Annotated in this window: 15 protein-coding genes, 1 pseudogene and 1 riboswitch; of the genes and pseudogenes, 4 read left to right on the top strand and 12 right to left on the bottom strand. The window is 72.3% G+C overall.

All coding sequences use genetic code 11. The features are described from left to right. The 3 genes and pseudogenes from GSF22_RS19915 to GSF22_RS19905 form a co-directional block, all read left to right on the top strand. Positions 1 to 471: pseudogene (locus GSF22_RS19915) on the top strand (NAD(P)/FAD-dependent oxidoreductase); the annotation flags it as partial. 130 nt (positions 472 to 601) lie between these two features. Beyond that, positions 602 to 1408, top strand: a complete 807-nt coding sequence (locus tag GSF22_RS19910) for a helix-turn-helix domain-containing protein (RefSeq protein WP_307804144.1) — start codon at positions 602 to 604, stop codon at positions 1406 to 1408. Continuing rightward, positions 1399 to 1590 carry a DUF397 domain-containing protein gene (locus GSF22_RS19905; protein WP_208815226.1) on the top strand — a complete coding sequence of 64 codons (192 nt, stop codon included), beginning with the start codon at positions 1399 to 1401 and terminating at the stop codon, positions 1588 to 1590. Before GSF22_RS19910 ends, GSF22_RS19905 begins: the two co-directional genes overlap by 10 nt. A gap of 25 nt (positions 1591 to 1615) precedes the next feature. Here GSF22_RS19905 and GSF22_RS19900 read toward each other — a convergent pair whose 3' ends face one another. The 4 genes from GSF22_RS19900 to GSF22_RS19885 form a co-directional block, all read right to left on the bottom strand. Continuing rightward, positions 1616 to 2380, bottom strand: coding sequence for a crotonase/enoyl-CoA hydratase family protein (locus GSF22_RS19900; RefSeq protein ID WP_208815225.1), 765 nt, complete (start codon positions 2378 to 2380; stop codon positions 1616 to 1618). Positions 2381 to 2417: 37 nt separating this feature from the next. Continuing rightward, on the bottom strand, positions 2418 to 3323 hold the full coding sequence (locus tag GSF22_RS19895) for an EamA family transporter (protein WP_208815224.1): 906 nt from the start codon (positions 3321 to 3323) through the stop codon (positions 2418 to 2420). Positions 3324 to 3417: 94 nt separating this feature from the next. Beyond that, positions 3418 to 4413 carry a ribonucleotide-diphosphate reductase subunit beta gene (locus GSF22_RS19890; RefSeq protein WP_208815230.1) on the bottom strand — a complete coding sequence of 332 codons (996 nt, stop codon included), beginning with the start codon at positions 4411 to 4413 and terminating at the stop codon, positions 3418 to 3420. Positions 4414 to 4415: 2 nt separating this feature from the next. Further along, entirely contained in the window at positions 4416 to 6839 is a 2424-nt protein-coding gene (locus tag GSF22_RS19885) for a ribonucleoside-diphosphate reductase subunit alpha (RefSeq protein ID WP_208815223.1), read from the bottom strand. 217 nt (positions 6840 to 7056) lie between these two features. Beyond that, a riboswitch (cobalamin riboswitch) is annotated at positions 7057 to 7201 on the bottom strand. Between the two features lie 207 nt (positions 7202 to 7408). On the opposite strand from GSF22_RS19885, the gene GSF22_RS19880 reads away from it, so the two are divergent. Continuing rightward, complete coding sequence (locus tag GSF22_RS19880) at positions 7409 to 8260, top strand: Rieske (2Fe-2S) protein (protein WP_208815222.1); 852 nt, start codon at positions 7409 to 7411, stop codon at positions 8258 to 8260. 401 nt (positions 8261 to 8661) lie between these two features. On the opposite strand, the gene GSF22_RS19875 is transcribed toward GSF22_RS19880, so the two are convergent. The 8 genes from GSF22_RS19875 to GSF22_RS19840 all read right to left on the bottom strand — a co-directional run bounded on the left by GSF22_RS19875 (position 8662) and on the right by GSF22_RS19840 (position 14774). After that, positions 8662 to 9714, bottom strand: coding sequence for a LysM peptidoglycan-binding domain-containing protein (locus GSF22_RS19875; protein ID WP_208815221.1), 1053 nt, complete (start codon positions 9712 to 9714; stop codon positions 8662 to 8664). A gap of 10 nt (positions 9715 to 9724) precedes the next feature. Further along, complete coding sequence (locus tag GSF22_RS19870) at positions 9725 to 10225, bottom strand: pilus assembly protein TadG-related protein (RefSeq protein ID WP_307804142.1); 501 nt, start codon at positions 10223 to 10225, stop codon at positions 9725 to 9727. After that, entirely contained in the window at positions 10222 to 10710 is a 489-nt protein-coding gene (locus GSF22_RS19865; RefSeq protein WP_208815220.1) for a TadE family protein, read from the bottom strand. The genes GSF22_RS19870 and GSF22_RS19865 overlap by 4 nt, the downstream gene beginning before the upstream one ends. Further along, positions 10707 to 11117 (bottom strand): TadE/TadG family type IV pilus assembly protein, encoded by a 411-nt coding sequence (locus tag GSF22_RS19860; RefSeq protein ID WP_307804141.1) that lies wholly within the window; start codon positions 11115 to 11117, stop codon positions 10707 to 10709. Before GSF22_RS19860 ends, GSF22_RS19865 begins: the two co-directional genes overlap by 4 nt. Before the next feature lie 48 nt (positions 11118 to 11165). After that, entirely contained in the window at positions 11166 to 11390 is a 225-nt protein-coding gene (locus tag GSF22_RS19855) for a hypothetical protein (RefSeq protein ID WP_208815219.1), read from the bottom strand. Between the two features lie 24 nt (positions 11391 to 11414). Further along, on the bottom strand, positions 11415 to 12281 hold the full coding sequence (locus tag GSF22_RS19850) for a type II secretion system F family protein (RefSeq protein WP_208815227.1): 867 nt from the start codon (positions 12279 to 12281) through the stop codon (positions 11415 to 11417). A gap of 2 nt (positions 12282 to 12283) precedes the next feature. Continuing rightward, positions 12284 to 13189 carry a type II secretion system F family protein gene (locus GSF22_RS19845; protein ID WP_208815218.1) on the bottom strand — a complete coding sequence of 302 codons (906 nt, stop codon included), beginning with the start codon at positions 13187 to 13189 and terminating at the stop codon, positions 12284 to 12286. 79 nt (positions 13190 to 13268) lie between these two features. Further along, positions 13269 to 14774 (bottom strand): CpaF family protein, encoded by a 1506-nt coding sequence (locus GSF22_RS19840; protein WP_307804145.1) that lies wholly within the window; start codon positions 14772 to 14774, stop codon positions 13269 to 13271. Between the last annotated feature and the right edge of the window lie 3 nt (positions 14775 to 14777).

Below are 14777 nucleotides of genomic sequence, written 5' to 3'. Positions count from 1 at the left end.
GGCGGAGCGACCGGCGGGACGGTGGGCCCGGCGGCCGGTGCCGGTGCGTTCACGGGTGCGGTTACCGGCGCGGCGGCCGTCGGTGGGGACCCCGGCACCGTGTTCCGGGCCGACTACCGGGCCCTGCCCCGGGTCACCTTCACCGATCCGGAGGTGGGTGCGGTCGGCCTGACCGAGCAGCAGGCCCGGGACCGGGGCGTCAACGTGCAGGTGGGCCTGGCCCGGCTCGCCGACTCGACCCGGGGCTGGATCCACCAGGTCGGGGACGAGGGGTTCGTCAAGCTGGTCGTGGATGCGGACCGGGGCGTACTGGTCGGTGCCACCTCGGTCGGTCCGATGGGTGGCGAGGTGCTCTCCGCCCTGGTCGTCGCGGTGCACGCGGCGGTACCGGTGAGCCAGCTCCGGCACATGATCTACGCGTACCCGACCTTCCACCGGGCGATCGAAACCGCCCTGCGCGACCTGGGGTAGCGGCTGCCGGGACGGCGTGACCGGCGCCCGGGTCCTCTGGACAACCCGACGAGTGTCGGTCGCGCCGCAGGGTCCCTCCGTGGTGGATGCGTGACACTCGGTCGGGTATCCACCTGTCCGGAGGTTGCCCGTGAAGCACGTCTCCCCGGTGCTTGAAATCTTCGCCGAAGAGCTGAAACTGGCCCGCGCCGCCGCCGAGCTGACCCAGACCCAGCTCGCCGAGGCGATCAACTACTCGGGATCGCTGGTGGCGAAGATCGAGTTGGCCGAGCGACGACCCAATCCCGACTTCGCCCGCCGCTGCGACGAGGTGCTCGCCACCAGCGGTCTGTTCACCCGGATCCAGCGTCAGGTCAGTCGGGACGTTATCGTCGCCTGGCTCCAGGAGTGGGTGGCCGTCGAGCAGGAGGCGACCACGCTGCGCGGGTTCGAGCCGCTCTACGTGCCCGGTCTGTTGCAGACCGAGGCGTACGCCCGGACCGTGCTCTCCGGCAGCGGCCTGCTCGCCCGGGAGGACGTCGAGCAGCAGGTGGTGGCCCGGTTGGGCCGGCAGGCGATCCTGCACGCCGAGCATCCGCCGCTGCTCACCGTCGTCGTCGACGAGGCGGTGCTGCGCCGACCGGTCGGCGGGCCGGCGGTGATGCGGGAACAGTTGGACCATCTGGTCACGCTGGCCGGCGCCCGGCCCCGGGTGCGGATCCACGTCGTGCCGTACTCCGCCGGCGCCTACGCCGGGCTGGACGGGCCGTTCGTGATGGCCACCCTGCCGTCCGGGGACGACCTGCTCTTCGTGGAGGGGCCGTTCCACGGTCGCACCTACGACGGGGCGGAGGACGTGCAGTCAGCCATCCAGGTGTGGGAATCTGTCCGTGGGGTGGCCCTGCCCCAGCAGCAGTCCCTGGACCTGATCGCGGAGGTGGCACGGACATGGACCTGACCGGCGCGAAGTGGCGGACCAGCACCCGGAGCAACAGCAACGGTGGCAACTGCGTGGAGGTCGCCGGGAACCTGCCCGGGGTGGTGCTGGTCCGCGACAGCAAGGACCGGGCCGGTGCGGTGCTGACCTTCGACCCGGCCGCCTGGCGCAGCTTCGTCGCCGCCCCGCCCGTCCAGGGCTGACCAGGCCGGCGCCGGTGTTGCCGGTTCAGACCGCCGGTGTGCCGTGCCGGCCGGCCCCGGCGGCGAACCGGGCCGCGCCGGCCGCCGCGTCCACCGCCAGCGAGTGCAGCCCGTAGGCCAACTCGGTCGCCATCGCCTCCGCCTCGGGTCGGCCGGCACCGGCCAGCAGCGCGGCCCGGTCGTTGCGCAGGCAGGTCTGCGGCGCGGCGGCGATCTCCGTCGCCAACGCCTCGGCCGCCGTCCGCGCCGCACCCGGCGGCACCACCCGGTTCACCAGACCCATCGTGTACGCCTCGTCGGCGCCCACCGGCCGGCCGGTGAGGATCAGGTCCATCGCCCGGCTCTCCCCGATCAGCCGGGGCAGCCGCACCGTCCCGCCGTCGACCAGTGGTACGCCCCAGCGCCGGCAGAAGACGCCCAGCGTGGCATCCGACTCGGCGACCCGCAGGTCGCACCAGAGGGCCAGCTCCAGCCCGCCGGCCACGGCGTACCCGCTGATCGCGGCGATCACCGGCTTGCCCAGGAGCATCCGGGTGGGGCCCATCGGACCGTCGCCCTCCGGCTCGACCCGGTTGCCGGACGGCGTACCGATGGCCTTCAGGTCGGCGCCGGAGCAGAACGTGCCGCCCGCACCCCAGAGCACGGCGACCGACGCGGCCGGGTCGGCGTCGAAGGCCCGGAACGCGTCGGCGAGCGCCCGGGCGGTCGGCCCGTCCACCGCGTTACGGGACTCCGGCCGGTCCAGGATCACCGTGCTGACCGGTCCGGACCGTTCGATGCGTACGCCCATCCGGACAGCATGCCCCAGCAGTACGGCATCCGTCCGGTCAGGAATCTTCGCGGCGGGCCAGGGTCGCGCCGAGCGCGGCGCCCACCACGCAGCCGATCCCGGCCACCTGCGACCAGGCCAGCAATTCGTGCAGCAGCAGCGCCCCGACCAGCGCGGCGACGGCCGGTTCCAGGCTGAGCAGGACGGCGAAGACCCGGGCCGGCATCCGGCGCAGCGCGGCCAGTTCCGCCGAATAGGGCAGCACCGACGAGAGCAGGGCGACCCCGAGACCCAGCACCAGGATCCGGGGATCGAGCAGCCCCGCCCCGTCGGTGAGCACCCCGAAGGGGAGTACGCAGAGCGCGCCCACCGCCATGCCGAGGGCGAGCCCCCGGCTGCCGTCGACGTGCCCGCTCATCGCCTTGCCGAGCAGCACGTAGCCGGCCCAGCCGACCGCGGTCAGCCCGCAGAGCAGCAACCCGAGCGGATCGGCCGGCACCCCGCCCAGCCCGGCGAGCAGCAACACCCCGGTACCGGCCAGCACCGCCCAGGCCACATCCGTCCACCGGCGACTACCGACCAGCGACACCAGCAGCGGACCGGCGAAGCCGACGGTCACCGCCACCCCCAGCGGTACCCGGGACAACGCCGCGTAGAAGGTCAGGTTCATCACCGCCATGGCCACCCCGAAGGCGACCACCAGACCGAGGGCCCGCCGGGTCAGCCGCAGGGCGGGACGGACCATGACCAGCAGGACCAGTGCGCCGAGCCCGAGCCGCAGAGTGGTGGTACCGCCCGGCCCGGTGCTGCCGAACAACTGCTTCGCGACCGCCGCCCCGACCTGCGTGGAAACCATGCCGAGCAGCATCAGCAGCGGCGGGGGTACGGCGTCCGGCCGGCTGACCACGGTCAGCAGGCGGGGAGCGGACAGGGCTGGTCGGGTGCGGGAGGCGTACGCGAACATGCCGCCACCCTGACGCCCGACCGGCCCTGCGCGCGACCTCAATAACGAGGGGCCGTCCGCTGCCGATCCGGCCGGTCCGAACGCCCGGTCGACGTCAGAACGCCTCGTCGAGCGCCACCGACCCCTCGACCGCCACCTGGTACGCCGACACCCGCCGCTCGAAGAAGTTGGTCAGCTCCTGGACGTCCTGCAACTCCATGAACGGGAACGGGTTGCTCGACCCGTACACCGGTGGGAGATCGAGCCGGGCGAGCCGGGCGTCCGCGACGTACTCCAGGTAGCGGCGCATGTCGGCGGTGTTCATGCCCGGCAGTCCGTCCCCGCAGAGGTCCCGGGCGAAGGCCAGCTCGGCGCGGACCGCCTCATCGATCATGGCGCGGACCTGGTCGGCCAACTCGTCGTCGAAGAGGTCCGGTTCCTCGGCGCGGACCGTGTCCACCACGCTGAACGCGAACTCCATGTGCATCGACTCGTCGCGGAACACCCAGTTCGTGCCGGTGGCCAGACCGCTGAGCAGGCCACGCGACCGCAGCCAGTAGACGTAGGCGAAGGCACCGTAGAAGAACAGGCCCTCCACGCAGGCCGCGAAGCAGATCAGGTTGAGCAGGAAGGCCCGCCGGTCGTCCCGGGTCTCCAGCCGGTGCAACTCGTTGATCGAGCCGATCCAGCGGAAACAGAACTCCGCCTTGTCCCGGATCGACGGGATGTGTTCGATTGCGGCGAACGCCTTGACCCGCTCGTCGTGGTCGGGGAGGTACGTGTCGAGCAGGGTCAGGTAGAACTGCACGTGCACCGCCTCCTCGAAGAGCTGGCGGGACAGGTACAGCCGGGCCTCCGGCGCGTTGACGTGCTGGTACAGGTTGAGCACCAGGTTGTTGGCGACGATCGAGTCACCGGTGGCGAAGAAGGCCACCAGCCGGTGCACCAGGTGCCGCTCGCCGTCGCTGAGCTTCGCCAGATCGGGTACGTCGGAGGCCAGATCGACCTCCTCCACGGTCCAGGTGTTCCGGATCGCGGCCCGGAACCGCTCGTAGAAGTCCGGGTAGCGCATCGGCCGCAGGGTCAGATCCATCCCGGGATCGAGCAACATGCTCACTGGCACGCCTCGCAGATCTCCGGGTTCTCCAACGAGCAGGCCACCGCGTCGGCGTCGACGGTCACCCCGAGGCCAGCCACGCCCACGCCGACGCCCACCGTCACGCCCACGCCCACGCCTGAGGTGCTTGGAAGGGCCCCTTGTACAACCGAATCCGATAACAGGGGGCCCTTCCTAACCTCCGTGCCGACGGTGGTCTGGGCGATCCGGGTGGCCGGTCGGGAGCGCAGGTAGTACGTCGTCTTCAGCCCGGCCCGCCACGCGTACGCGTACATCGAGGAGAGCTTGCCGATGGTCGGGGCGGCCTGGAACAGGTTCAGCGACTGCGACTGGTCGATGTACGGTGCCCGCGCGGCGGCCAGGTCGATCAGCGCCTTCTGCGGCAGCTCCCAGGCCGTGCGGTACCGCGCCTTCAGCTCCTCCGGCAGGTCGAGCGCCTGCACCGACCCGTCGGCCCGCTTCAGCGCGTCCCGGGTCGCCGGGGTCCACCGGCCCAGCCGCTTCAGGTCGGCCACCAGATGCCGGTTGACCTGGAGGAACTCCCCGGACAGCGTCTCCCGCTTGAACACGTTCGAGACCAGCGGCTCGACGCACTCCGAGCAGCCGGCGATGGCCGCGATGGTCGCGGTCGGGGCGATCGCCACCAGCAGCGAGTTACGCAGCCCGTGCCGGGCGATCTTGGCCCGTACCCCGGCCCAGGCGTCCGGACGGGTCGGCGCGGCGGCCGACCAGTGGTCCACGTGCAGCACCCCGGCGGCGGCCCGGGTCAGCGGGTACGCCGGGTGGGCACCCCGTTCGGCGGCCAGATCGGCCGAGGTGTCGTACGCGGCGAGCGCGATCTCCTCGGCGATCCGGGTGGAGAGCGCCAGCGCCTCCGGCGAGTCGAACGGCAACTTCAGCGCGGCGAACACGTCGGCCAGGCCCATCACACCCAACCCGAGCGGTCGCCAGCGGCGGTGCGCGGCAGCGGCCTGCCCGGTCGGGAAGTAGTTCCGGTCGATGGCCCGGTCCAGCGCGGCCACCGCCACCCGGACCGTCCCCGCCAGCGCGGCGAAGTCGACCGCCCCGTCCACCAGGTGCGCGGCCAGGTTGACCGAGCCAAGGGTGCAGACCGCCGTCTCGCCGTCGCTGGTCACCTCCAGGATCTCGGTGCACAGGTTGGACAGGTGGACCGTGCCGCCGCCGTTGCCGACCTGGTTGCAGGTGCGATTCGCGGCGTCGCGGAAGGTCATCCAGCCGTTGCCGGTCTGCGCGAGGGTACGCATCATCCGGGCGTACAGGGTCCGGGCCGGCAGGACCTTCACCGCCCGGCCGGCCGCCTCGGCGGCCCGGTACGCGGCGTCGAACTCGTCACCCCAGAGGTCCACCAGCTCCGGTACGTCCTTCGGGTCGAACAGCGACCAGTCCGCGTCCGCCTCGACCCGGCGCATGAACTCGTCCGGTACCCAGTTCGCCAGGTTCAGGTTGTGGGTACGCCGGGCCTCGTCCCCGGTGTTGTCCCGCAGCTCCAGGAACTCCTCGACGTCGGCGTGCCAGGTGTCCAGGTAGACGCAGGCCGCGCCCTTGCGCCGGCCACCCTGGTTGACCGCCGCCACGCTCGCGTCGAGGGTACGCAGCCAGGGCACGATGCCGTGCGAGTAGCCGTTGGTACCCCGGATGAGCGAGCCCCGCGAGCGGACCCGGGACCACGAGATGCCGATCCCCCCGGCGTACTTGGAGAGCTTCGCGACCTGGGTGTAGCGCTCGTAGATCGACTCCAGTTCGTCCTGCGGCGAGTCGACCAGGAAGCAGGAGGAGAGCTGCTGGTGCCGGGTACCCGCGTTGAACAGGGTCGGTGAGCTGGGCAGGTAGGCCAGCCGGGACGTCAGCCGGTAGAGCGCGGCGGCGTCGTCGACCGTGTCGGCGAGCCCGGTGGCCACCCGCAGCCAGAAGTGCTGCGGGGTCTCCAGGACCGCCCGGGACTCCGGGTGCCGCAGCAGGTAACGGTCGTACACGGTACGCAGCCCGAAGTACTCGAAACTGTCGTCCGCCGACGGGTCGACCAGGGCGTCGAGGGCGTGGGCGTGGGTGGCCACGAAGTCCGCGAAGTCGGCGTCCAGCAGACCGGCCCGGTGCGCCGCCGCCACCGATCCGCTGAACGAGGTGATGCCCTGGCCGGTCACCTCGGCGCTGATCCGCTCGGCGAGCAGCCGGGCTGCGAGTCGGCTGTACTGCGGCTCCTCGCCGATCAGACCGGCAGCGGCGGCGATGGCGAGTTGGAGCAGCTCGTCGGCGTCAGCGGCAGCGGTCCGACCACTGCGGACGAGGTCGAGCAACCGTTCCGGGTCGGTGTCCGGCAGGTCCCGCCGGTGCCGGTCCAACACGTCGGGTAGTTCCCCGGTGTCGGATGGGGTCGAGGCGATGATGGCTGGTGCCGTCACGGGCGCTCCTGGTTCGTCGGGCCTGGGTGGTGTGACCCGGTTCGGTTCGGGGACCCGGGTCGTGGACCCGGGTCGTCTGGTCGGACCGGGGCTCGCGGAGGCACGACGGCACGCCGGAGGGTCACCGGTCGGTGTGCCGGTGCTCTCCGTACGGCTCGACGGCCCTCCCGCGAGGCCCCGAGGTGGTACGCGTGCCGGTCGGGCACGCACTGCTGGTAGGTCTTCGGACTTGCGGGCAGACGTACGGACGCACGTTCGCCTACTGGCCGTCGCTTCCCAGGTCCGGCCGGACCCAGTGCTCATGACGGCGGTCGTTCCCGCTCACCGCTGCGGGGCAGTCCCGGATTCGCACCGGGTTCCCTTACCTCGGCGACATCTGGCCGATGTCGACGCACGGCTACCGCCACCCGTGCCCGGGCGGCAGTGAACCAGCAGTACACCGATCCTAGATCTAGTGGCCCCATCTTGGTCAACACACCAGATGCTGTGCGGCGTGTCGCACCTCGCAGTGACGGTCCGGTAGTCACCGGTGACCGGTTTGCCGGGGCCAGCAGCGGGAAGGGGGAGGCATGCGTGCGCTGATGATGAGACTTGAGCGGGCAGCCGGACTGGACCGGTTCGGCGACCGGTTGCAGAAATCGGTCCAGTCGGTACTGCGCCCGCAGAGGGTGCGGGACGCCCTGCACGGTGTCTGGCTCGGTCACCCGCTGCACCCGGCGCTGGTGCAGCTACCGGTCGGTGCCTGGCTGAGCACCGCCGTACTCGATCTGCTGCCCGGCCAGCGTCGGGCCGCGACGGTACTGGTCACGGTCGGTACGGCGAGCGCCGTACCGGCGGCCATCGCCGGTCTCAACGACTGGGCGGCCCTCTCGCGGGAACAGCGCCGGGTCGGGCTGGTGCACGCGATGTCCAACACCGTCGGGTTGGCCTGCTACGCGGGGTCGATCGCCGCCCGGCTGACCGGCCGGCACCGGCTCGGCCGCACCCTCGGCTGGTTCGGGCTGACCGCAGCGAGTGCCGGTGCGTACATCGGCGGCCACCTCGCCTACAAGCAGGGTGCCCAGGTCAACCAGAGCGTGTCCGAGCTGCACCGGATGACCGACGGCTGGCATTCGGTGGCCGACCTGGCGACGGTACCCGAACGGACCCTGCTCACCCGGGAGATCAGGGACGTCTCGGTGATCCTCTACCGGCACGGCGACGAGGTCACCGTGATGCTGGAACGCTGCCCGCACCAGAGCGGACCGCTCGGCGAGGGCAAGGTCACCGAGATCGACGGGCACGCCTGCGTGGTCTGCCCGTGGCACGGCAGCGCCTTCCAGCTCAACGGCGGCGAGGTGGTACACGGACCGGCCGCCACCGACCAGCAGGTGCTGCCCACCCGCGTGGTGGACGGGGTGTTGCAGACCCGGCTGCCCTGATCGCCGGTCCGATCGCAGACCCGGCTGTCCTGGTCGCGGGGGTCTGTGTGGCACCCGGGTGCCCTGGTCGCGGGGGGTCTCTGTGGCGATCGCTGCCCTGGTCGCGGGTCTCCGCTTGCCCGGGGCTCCTACGCTCGCATCCTTTCCGCCCGTCGACCCTGCGTCCGCATCCTTTGCTCTGCTTCACCGACGGCAACACTCAGGGCCTCTGACTGTTGCCGTCGGTGAAGCAGAGCAAAGGGCGCAACCTGAGGTGTGCCGCCGACGGGCAGGGACGTGTCGCGCCGGTCGCCGGTCCGGTGGGGATGCAGCGCTGGTCGGTCGGCCCGAGCGGTGCGAGTGCCGGGTCAGTCCCGGTGGTGCAGCGCTGGTCGGCCGGTTCGGGTGGTGCGAGTGCCGGGTCAGTCCCGGCGGTGCCGGCCGTTCGACAGCGTCCGCCCGGCACCGGTACCCAGGGACCCCGGAAGCCGGCCGGACGGCTGAGCAGCCGGGCGACGGCGCAGCCCGAGTACCGCCCCGATCTGGGCACCCACGATGCTCGCCACCGCCAACACGGCGGAGACCGCCAGCGGCCGGTTCACCCGATCCACCTCCGAGGCCCGGGAGGCCCCGATGGCCAGGGTCGGTGGCGGCCCGTCGGGTACCTCGGGAATGGGTACGACCGGCGTGACCGGCGCCGGGGCCGGGGCGGTGCGGGCGGCGCCACCGGGTGCCGGCGGTACGGCGACCACGCCGGTGGCGTGCGGGCGTACCCCCCGGTCCTCGGCGTCCACCGGCAACCGGAGCAGCTGTCCGGGGCGGATCCGGTCCGGCTGCTTGATCTTGTTGAGTTTCGCCAGGTCCCGGTACCGGTCGAAGTCGTCCAGGTAGCGCTCCGCGACCTCGCCGAGGTAGTCGCCCTTCTCCACCCGGTAGACGGGTACCGGCTGGGCCTCCGGTTGGATGGTGGTCGGAGCCGACACCGTGACGACCATCGGACCGGTGCCCTGCGCGGGCAACGTCGCCGGAGCCGGCCGGGCCGGAGCGGCCGTGGTGACCGCCGGGTTGGTGAGGGCGGCGGCGGTGGCCGCAGCCGGACTGGCCGCCATGATCAACGCGATCGAGCCGAGCAGGGCCGCTGCCGCCTTCTGCTGCCGACGCATGCCGGGCAGTCGCCACGCGGGCCGGCGCAGGATCCGGGCCGGGATCTCGACCAGGACGGAGAGCGCGAAGGTCGCCCAGCCGGCCCAGCCGAGCAGGGCGAGTGCCCGCAGGAAGAGTTGACCGTCGTCCCGGCTGGTCAGCGCGGTGCCCACCTCGGCCAGGGTCGGTACGTGGTCGGGCAGGGGATTACCGGCGAACTCGACCAACGCCAGCGGCGCGCCGAAGAGCAGCCCGAACAGGACGACCAGCGCCCCCAGTCCGGTGCCGAGCCGGCCCAACCGTCGGGCCGTGGAGACTGTCCGGGTCGTCATGGCGGACTCCTTACGTCTCGGGGTTCTCGGTGAGCAGACCGGCCGTCGCCTCGCCGGTGGCGGTCATCGCGCCGGACCGGAACAGGCTGAGCATCACCGGTTGGTAGGTGAGCGTGACGGTGACCTTCAGTCGGGTGCCGTCGTAGCCGCCGCCCGGGTCCGGCACCCGTTCGGCCCGCCGGGTCACGGTGACGTTGTCGGGCAGCGGGACGCTGTCCACGTACGCCTCGGCCGCCGCCAGCGCGGCCTCGACGTCGATCACCTTCGCCTCGCCGTTGACCGCCCGGGCCCGGTCGATCTGCTGGCCACCGGTCCGGGCCGCCTCGGCGGCCATGTTCTCGGCCCGCTGCATCATCCGGAAGTGGGCGGAGCCGTCGAAGGCCAGCCCGATGACCGCCAGGATCCCGGTCAGGGCGATGGCCACCAGCACGCTGACCCGCCCGGAGTCCCGGCCCGACACCGGACCCGTGCCGTACCCCGGCGCGTGGCGCACCGTCCGGGCCCCGGTCACGTCGCGCTCCTCGGCCGGTACCGGTCCATCGGCGAGACGAACCACGCCTCGACCCGGCGGGTGGGCGACGGTGCGCCGAACAGGTCGCGCAGGGAGACGTCGCAGACGACGTGCGAGGTGATGGAGACCGGTGTGCCGACCGGGGTGTCGAACGCGGCGGCCAGGCTGATCCGGCGGTTCGCCCCGTCGATGCCGGCCAGGGTGACGGTCAGGTAGTCGCAGCGCAGCCCCTGCCGGCGTACCTGCGCCAGGGCCTGGGTCTCGCCCTCGGCGCGCGCCGTGGTCATGGTGCGGGAGATCGACGCGGCGCGGGCCGCGTCGTGCGCGGCCAGGTCGACCGCGTTCTGCGCGATGGCCGTCCGGCCGACCACCGCCGCGAGCACGATCAGCATGAGGAAGGCCGGTACCAGGATGGCCACCTCCACGGCCACCGAGCCCCGGTCGGCCGGGAAACGCTCCACCGGACCCCGCTCCACCGGGCTCATCCGGCGTCCTCGGTGAACCGCTCGCGGGGACCCCGGGCGGTCTGGGTGACCGTGATGGTGAGACCCGGGATCAGCGACAGGGCCCGCCCGCTGACCGTCGCGTTCACCTCGACGTCCCCCTTCTCCACGTCGACCGTGGTGGGGGCCAGCCAGTCACCGGCCCGGTCGACGAACTGCCGGGCCTGCGCCTCGCCATCCTCCTCGCTCGCCCCACCGAGCACCCGGGTGGAGTTCACGCCGATCTGGGCGGCGTTCAACGCGACCGACCTGGCCAGGAAGACAGTGGCCACCTGGATCGAACCGAAGAGCAGCAGCATGATCGTGGGGAACAGGATGGCCAGTTCGACCGGGCTGGCCCCCCGCTCCCGGTCGTCGGCGGACGGGGGCATGACCGGCCGCCGGGTCACCGCGAGGGTGACCCGGCACCGGCGCATACGGAGCGGGTGGGGCATCGATCAGTTGCCGGGCTGCGGTCCGGTCGGGGTGTCCGGGATGGTGGTGTCCATGAAGTCGTCGACGATGCCGAGTGCCCAGGCGACCACGGCAGCCGCCAGCACCGCCAGGCCGGCGATGATGATGGCGGTGGGCACCGGGCCGTCACCGCGTTCCGGGTCGTCGTCGCGGCGTAGTTCGGCGAGCCGGTCGACCAGCATGATGTGCAGGTACGAGACGAAGGACATGACGGTTCCTCTCAGGGGGCGGGGTCAGATGCGGGTGACGAAGGGGTAGAGGACGAAGCCGACGAGGATGAAGACCAGCAGCGCACCCGGGATGTCCAGGCGGCCGGTCACCGCCTCGGCCCGGGCCAGGTTGTCGGTACGGATCTGGTCGCGCAGCGAGTCGGCGCGTTGCCGCAGCGTCTCGTGCACCTGGGCGCCCTCGGTGCCGGAGGACTGCATGATCGCGCCCACGTCACCCAGTTCGGGTACGCCGATCTCCTCGGACAGGTCACGCAGCTCGTCCCACGGGGAGTGCATCTGGAGCTGGGCGATCCGCAGTGCCTCCCGGATCCGCTCGAAGACCCAGCCGTCGCAGACCGCGGCGGCCTGCTCCAGCGCCTGTACCGGGCCGTGCGCTGCGGAAAGCTGCAACGCCACCAGGTCCAGATAGGTGCACACCGCCCGACTGAACTCCCGACGGGCCAGCTCCGCCTTGGCCAGCACGTCCCGGTGCGCGACCAGCGCGGCGAAGAAGGCCAGCCCGAGCCCGGCGGCGACCGGTACGACCACCGGCAACCGCCAGCCGCCGGCCGCGACCAGCGCCGAACCGACCGCCGGGGTGGCCAGCCCGATCACCGCCGAGAGCAGGATCGAGAGGGTGTACTGCTCCGGGCTGCGGCCCAGCAGGGCCAGATCCCGGGTGGGCGGGCGGAGCCAACGGGTCACCCCGGAGAGCCACTCCAGGTCACGGCGGGTGCCGGCGGCCCGACCGGCGCCGGGTGGGGCGTGCAGCCGGCGCAGTGCCGGCGCCAGCGCCGGGGTGCTCGGCAGGGCCTCCCGGACCAGCAGGAAGAGACCGAGGCCGACCGAGGCACCACCGAGGACGGCGACCGTCAGATGGGTGTTGAGGATCATCAGGCCAGCTCCTCCAGTTTCGGGGGACTGAGGAACCGGGCCGGCTTCGGCGGCAGGCTCATTCCGCGTACCCAGGCGAGCAGCGAGATGAAGGCGGCACCGAGCACCACCATCACCAGTTGCCCCACCGGGGTGCCGTACGGGCGCATGTAGTCCGGGTTGACCAGCCCGTACGCCAGGATCAGCAGGGTCATCCCGGTCAGGAAGCGCACCGCGAAGCGGGGCTGGGTACGCTTCGCCTCCACCTCGCGCCGGGTCGCCACCTCGGCTGCCGCTGCCGTCGCGATCGAGGCGAGCACGTCACCGAGCCGTTCACCCCGGTCGCTCAGGTGCAGGATCAGCGCGGCGACCACCTGGTCACAGACCGGGTCGCCGATCTCGTCGGCGAACGCCAGCAGGGCACCGCGGGCCGACCAACCGGCCTGCAACCGGGCGGCGAGCGTGCGTATCTCCTCGTCGATCTGCTCCGGAGCGGTCAGGACCGTGCCCGTGATCGCCTGCTGGAGCCCCTGGCCGGTGCTGGAGACGTCCTTGAGTCGGCGGGTCCACTCACCGACCGCCTCGATCCGGGCGATCGCCCGCTGTTCGGCCTTGCCGACGGTGAACAGCCAGGGCGCGCCGGGTACCGCGATCGCCACCAGCAGCCCCACCACCGGCAGGCCGGTGAGCAGGAAGGCGAGCGCGCCGGCCGCGACGGCGGCGAGCAGCAGCATCTGGTGTGCCTGCTGTTCCCGCCGGCTCGTCCCGGAGCCGTGCAGCAGCCGGTGCAGCCACTGCCCGGAACCGCCGGACGGGCCGGGCGGCCGGTTGGTGCCGACCAGCGCGACCACGGCCAGGACCAGCCCGGCGACGCAGGCCGCGCCGGAGAGTACGGCGATCAGTTCGATGTTGGCCGGCAGTCTCATCCGGTCACCCCACCCGTTGCCACTGCGTCGGCCCGCAGCCCGTGCAACCGGCCCGTCGCGGCGTCGAGCCGCATCCCGCTCACCGGGCCCGTCGCAGCATCGGCTGGGCCGCTGCCGCCGGCTGGTGCTGGCGCAGCCGACTGCTGCGGGGCCGGCGCCAGGCACCGATGCCGGCCTCGATGTACCGGGTCAGCAGCCGGGCGTCGTACCCGACCCGCAGCAACTGCTCGCGGATCCGTTCGGGCAGGTGCTTCGGGACCGCGCGGCCGTCGGCCCCCGGCCCGAAAACGGTGGTCGTGGTGATCCGGCTGCCCTCACCGACCCCGATCACCTCCTCGATGTGCGAGACGAAACGGTGCTTACGGCCACCGATCGCGGTCTCGTCCTCGACGGTCACGTAGACGATCAGGTCCAGGGCGTTACCGGCCATCCGGCGGGCCTGGTCGACGGTCATCTCCCGGCCGTGCGCGAGGGCCAGCTCGATGATCCGCTCACCGACACCGCCCGGGGTGCGGGCGTGGATCGTGCACATCGATCCCCGGCTGGTGGTCATCGCCTGGAGCATCGGGACGATCTCCCGGGACCGGACCTCGCCGACGATGATCCGCAGTACGCCCATCCGCAGCGCCACCGGGATCAGGTCGGCGATGGTGACCTCACCGGCGGGCCGCCCGTCCAGACCGCGTTCGCCGTGCCCCTCCCGGGACTCGAAACTCATCACCGCCCGGTGCTTGGCCCCGCGTCGGGCCGGAAGCAGCTCCCGGCTCTCCTCCAGCAGCACGTACGGCTCGTCCGGCGGGATCTCGTCCATCAGCGCCCGGATCACCGTGGTCTTACCCGCCCCGGCCAGACCGGCGACCATGATGTTCAGCCCGGCGGACATCGCCGCCCGGAGGAAGTCCCGGATCAGGACGTCGATCATCTCGTCCAGGTCGGCCCGGGCACCGCAGATGTCGTCGAGCGAGACGTCCAGCGTGTTGTGCTTCCGGATCACCGCGTACGGCCGCTGGCTGACCAGGTAGACGGCGGCCAGCCGGCTGCCGTCGGGCAGTTGCAGGTCCAGCGTGGGCTTCACCGTCGACAGCGACCGCTCGGTCGAACCGGCCCGGCGGGCGGCGGCCTGGAGGATCTCCACCAGCTCCTCGTCACTGTCCGCGATCGGGTCGGCCCAGTCGACCCCGCCACCGTGCCGGGTGATCCGGACCTGGTCGCAGCCGAGGATGTGCACCTCCTCGATGGTCTGGTCGACCAGCAGGGTCTGGAGTCGACCCAACCCGGCCAGCTCGGCGGTCACCTGGTCGAGCAGGGCCCGCTCCTCGACGGCCGCCATCGGGGTGCCGGCCCGGCGCACCGCGTCGGCGTACTCCGCGACGACCGCGACCGCCAGCCGGGACCGTTCGACGTCCTCCTCGGCGGCGGTGAAGTCCCGCCCCCGCTGCCAGAGCGTGATCCGTTCACTCAGCTCCCGGCGCAGCTCACGGACCACCGCGAAGTCGACCCGGGGGCGGGCCGGTGCCGGGCCGGGCGCACCGCCACCCGGATGCTGGTGCCGGCCGGTCGCGTCGGCGGTGGGCACCGGCGGCACGAT

The organism is Micromonospora echinofusca, from assembly GCF_017614955.1.
Classification (GTDB): Bacteria; Actinomycetota; Actinomycetes; order Mycobacteriales; family Micromonosporaceae; genus Micromonospora; species Micromonospora echinofusca_A.
Note: the sequence above shows the minus strand (reverse complement) of the source record. Positions and strands in the feature narration are given on the sequence as shown.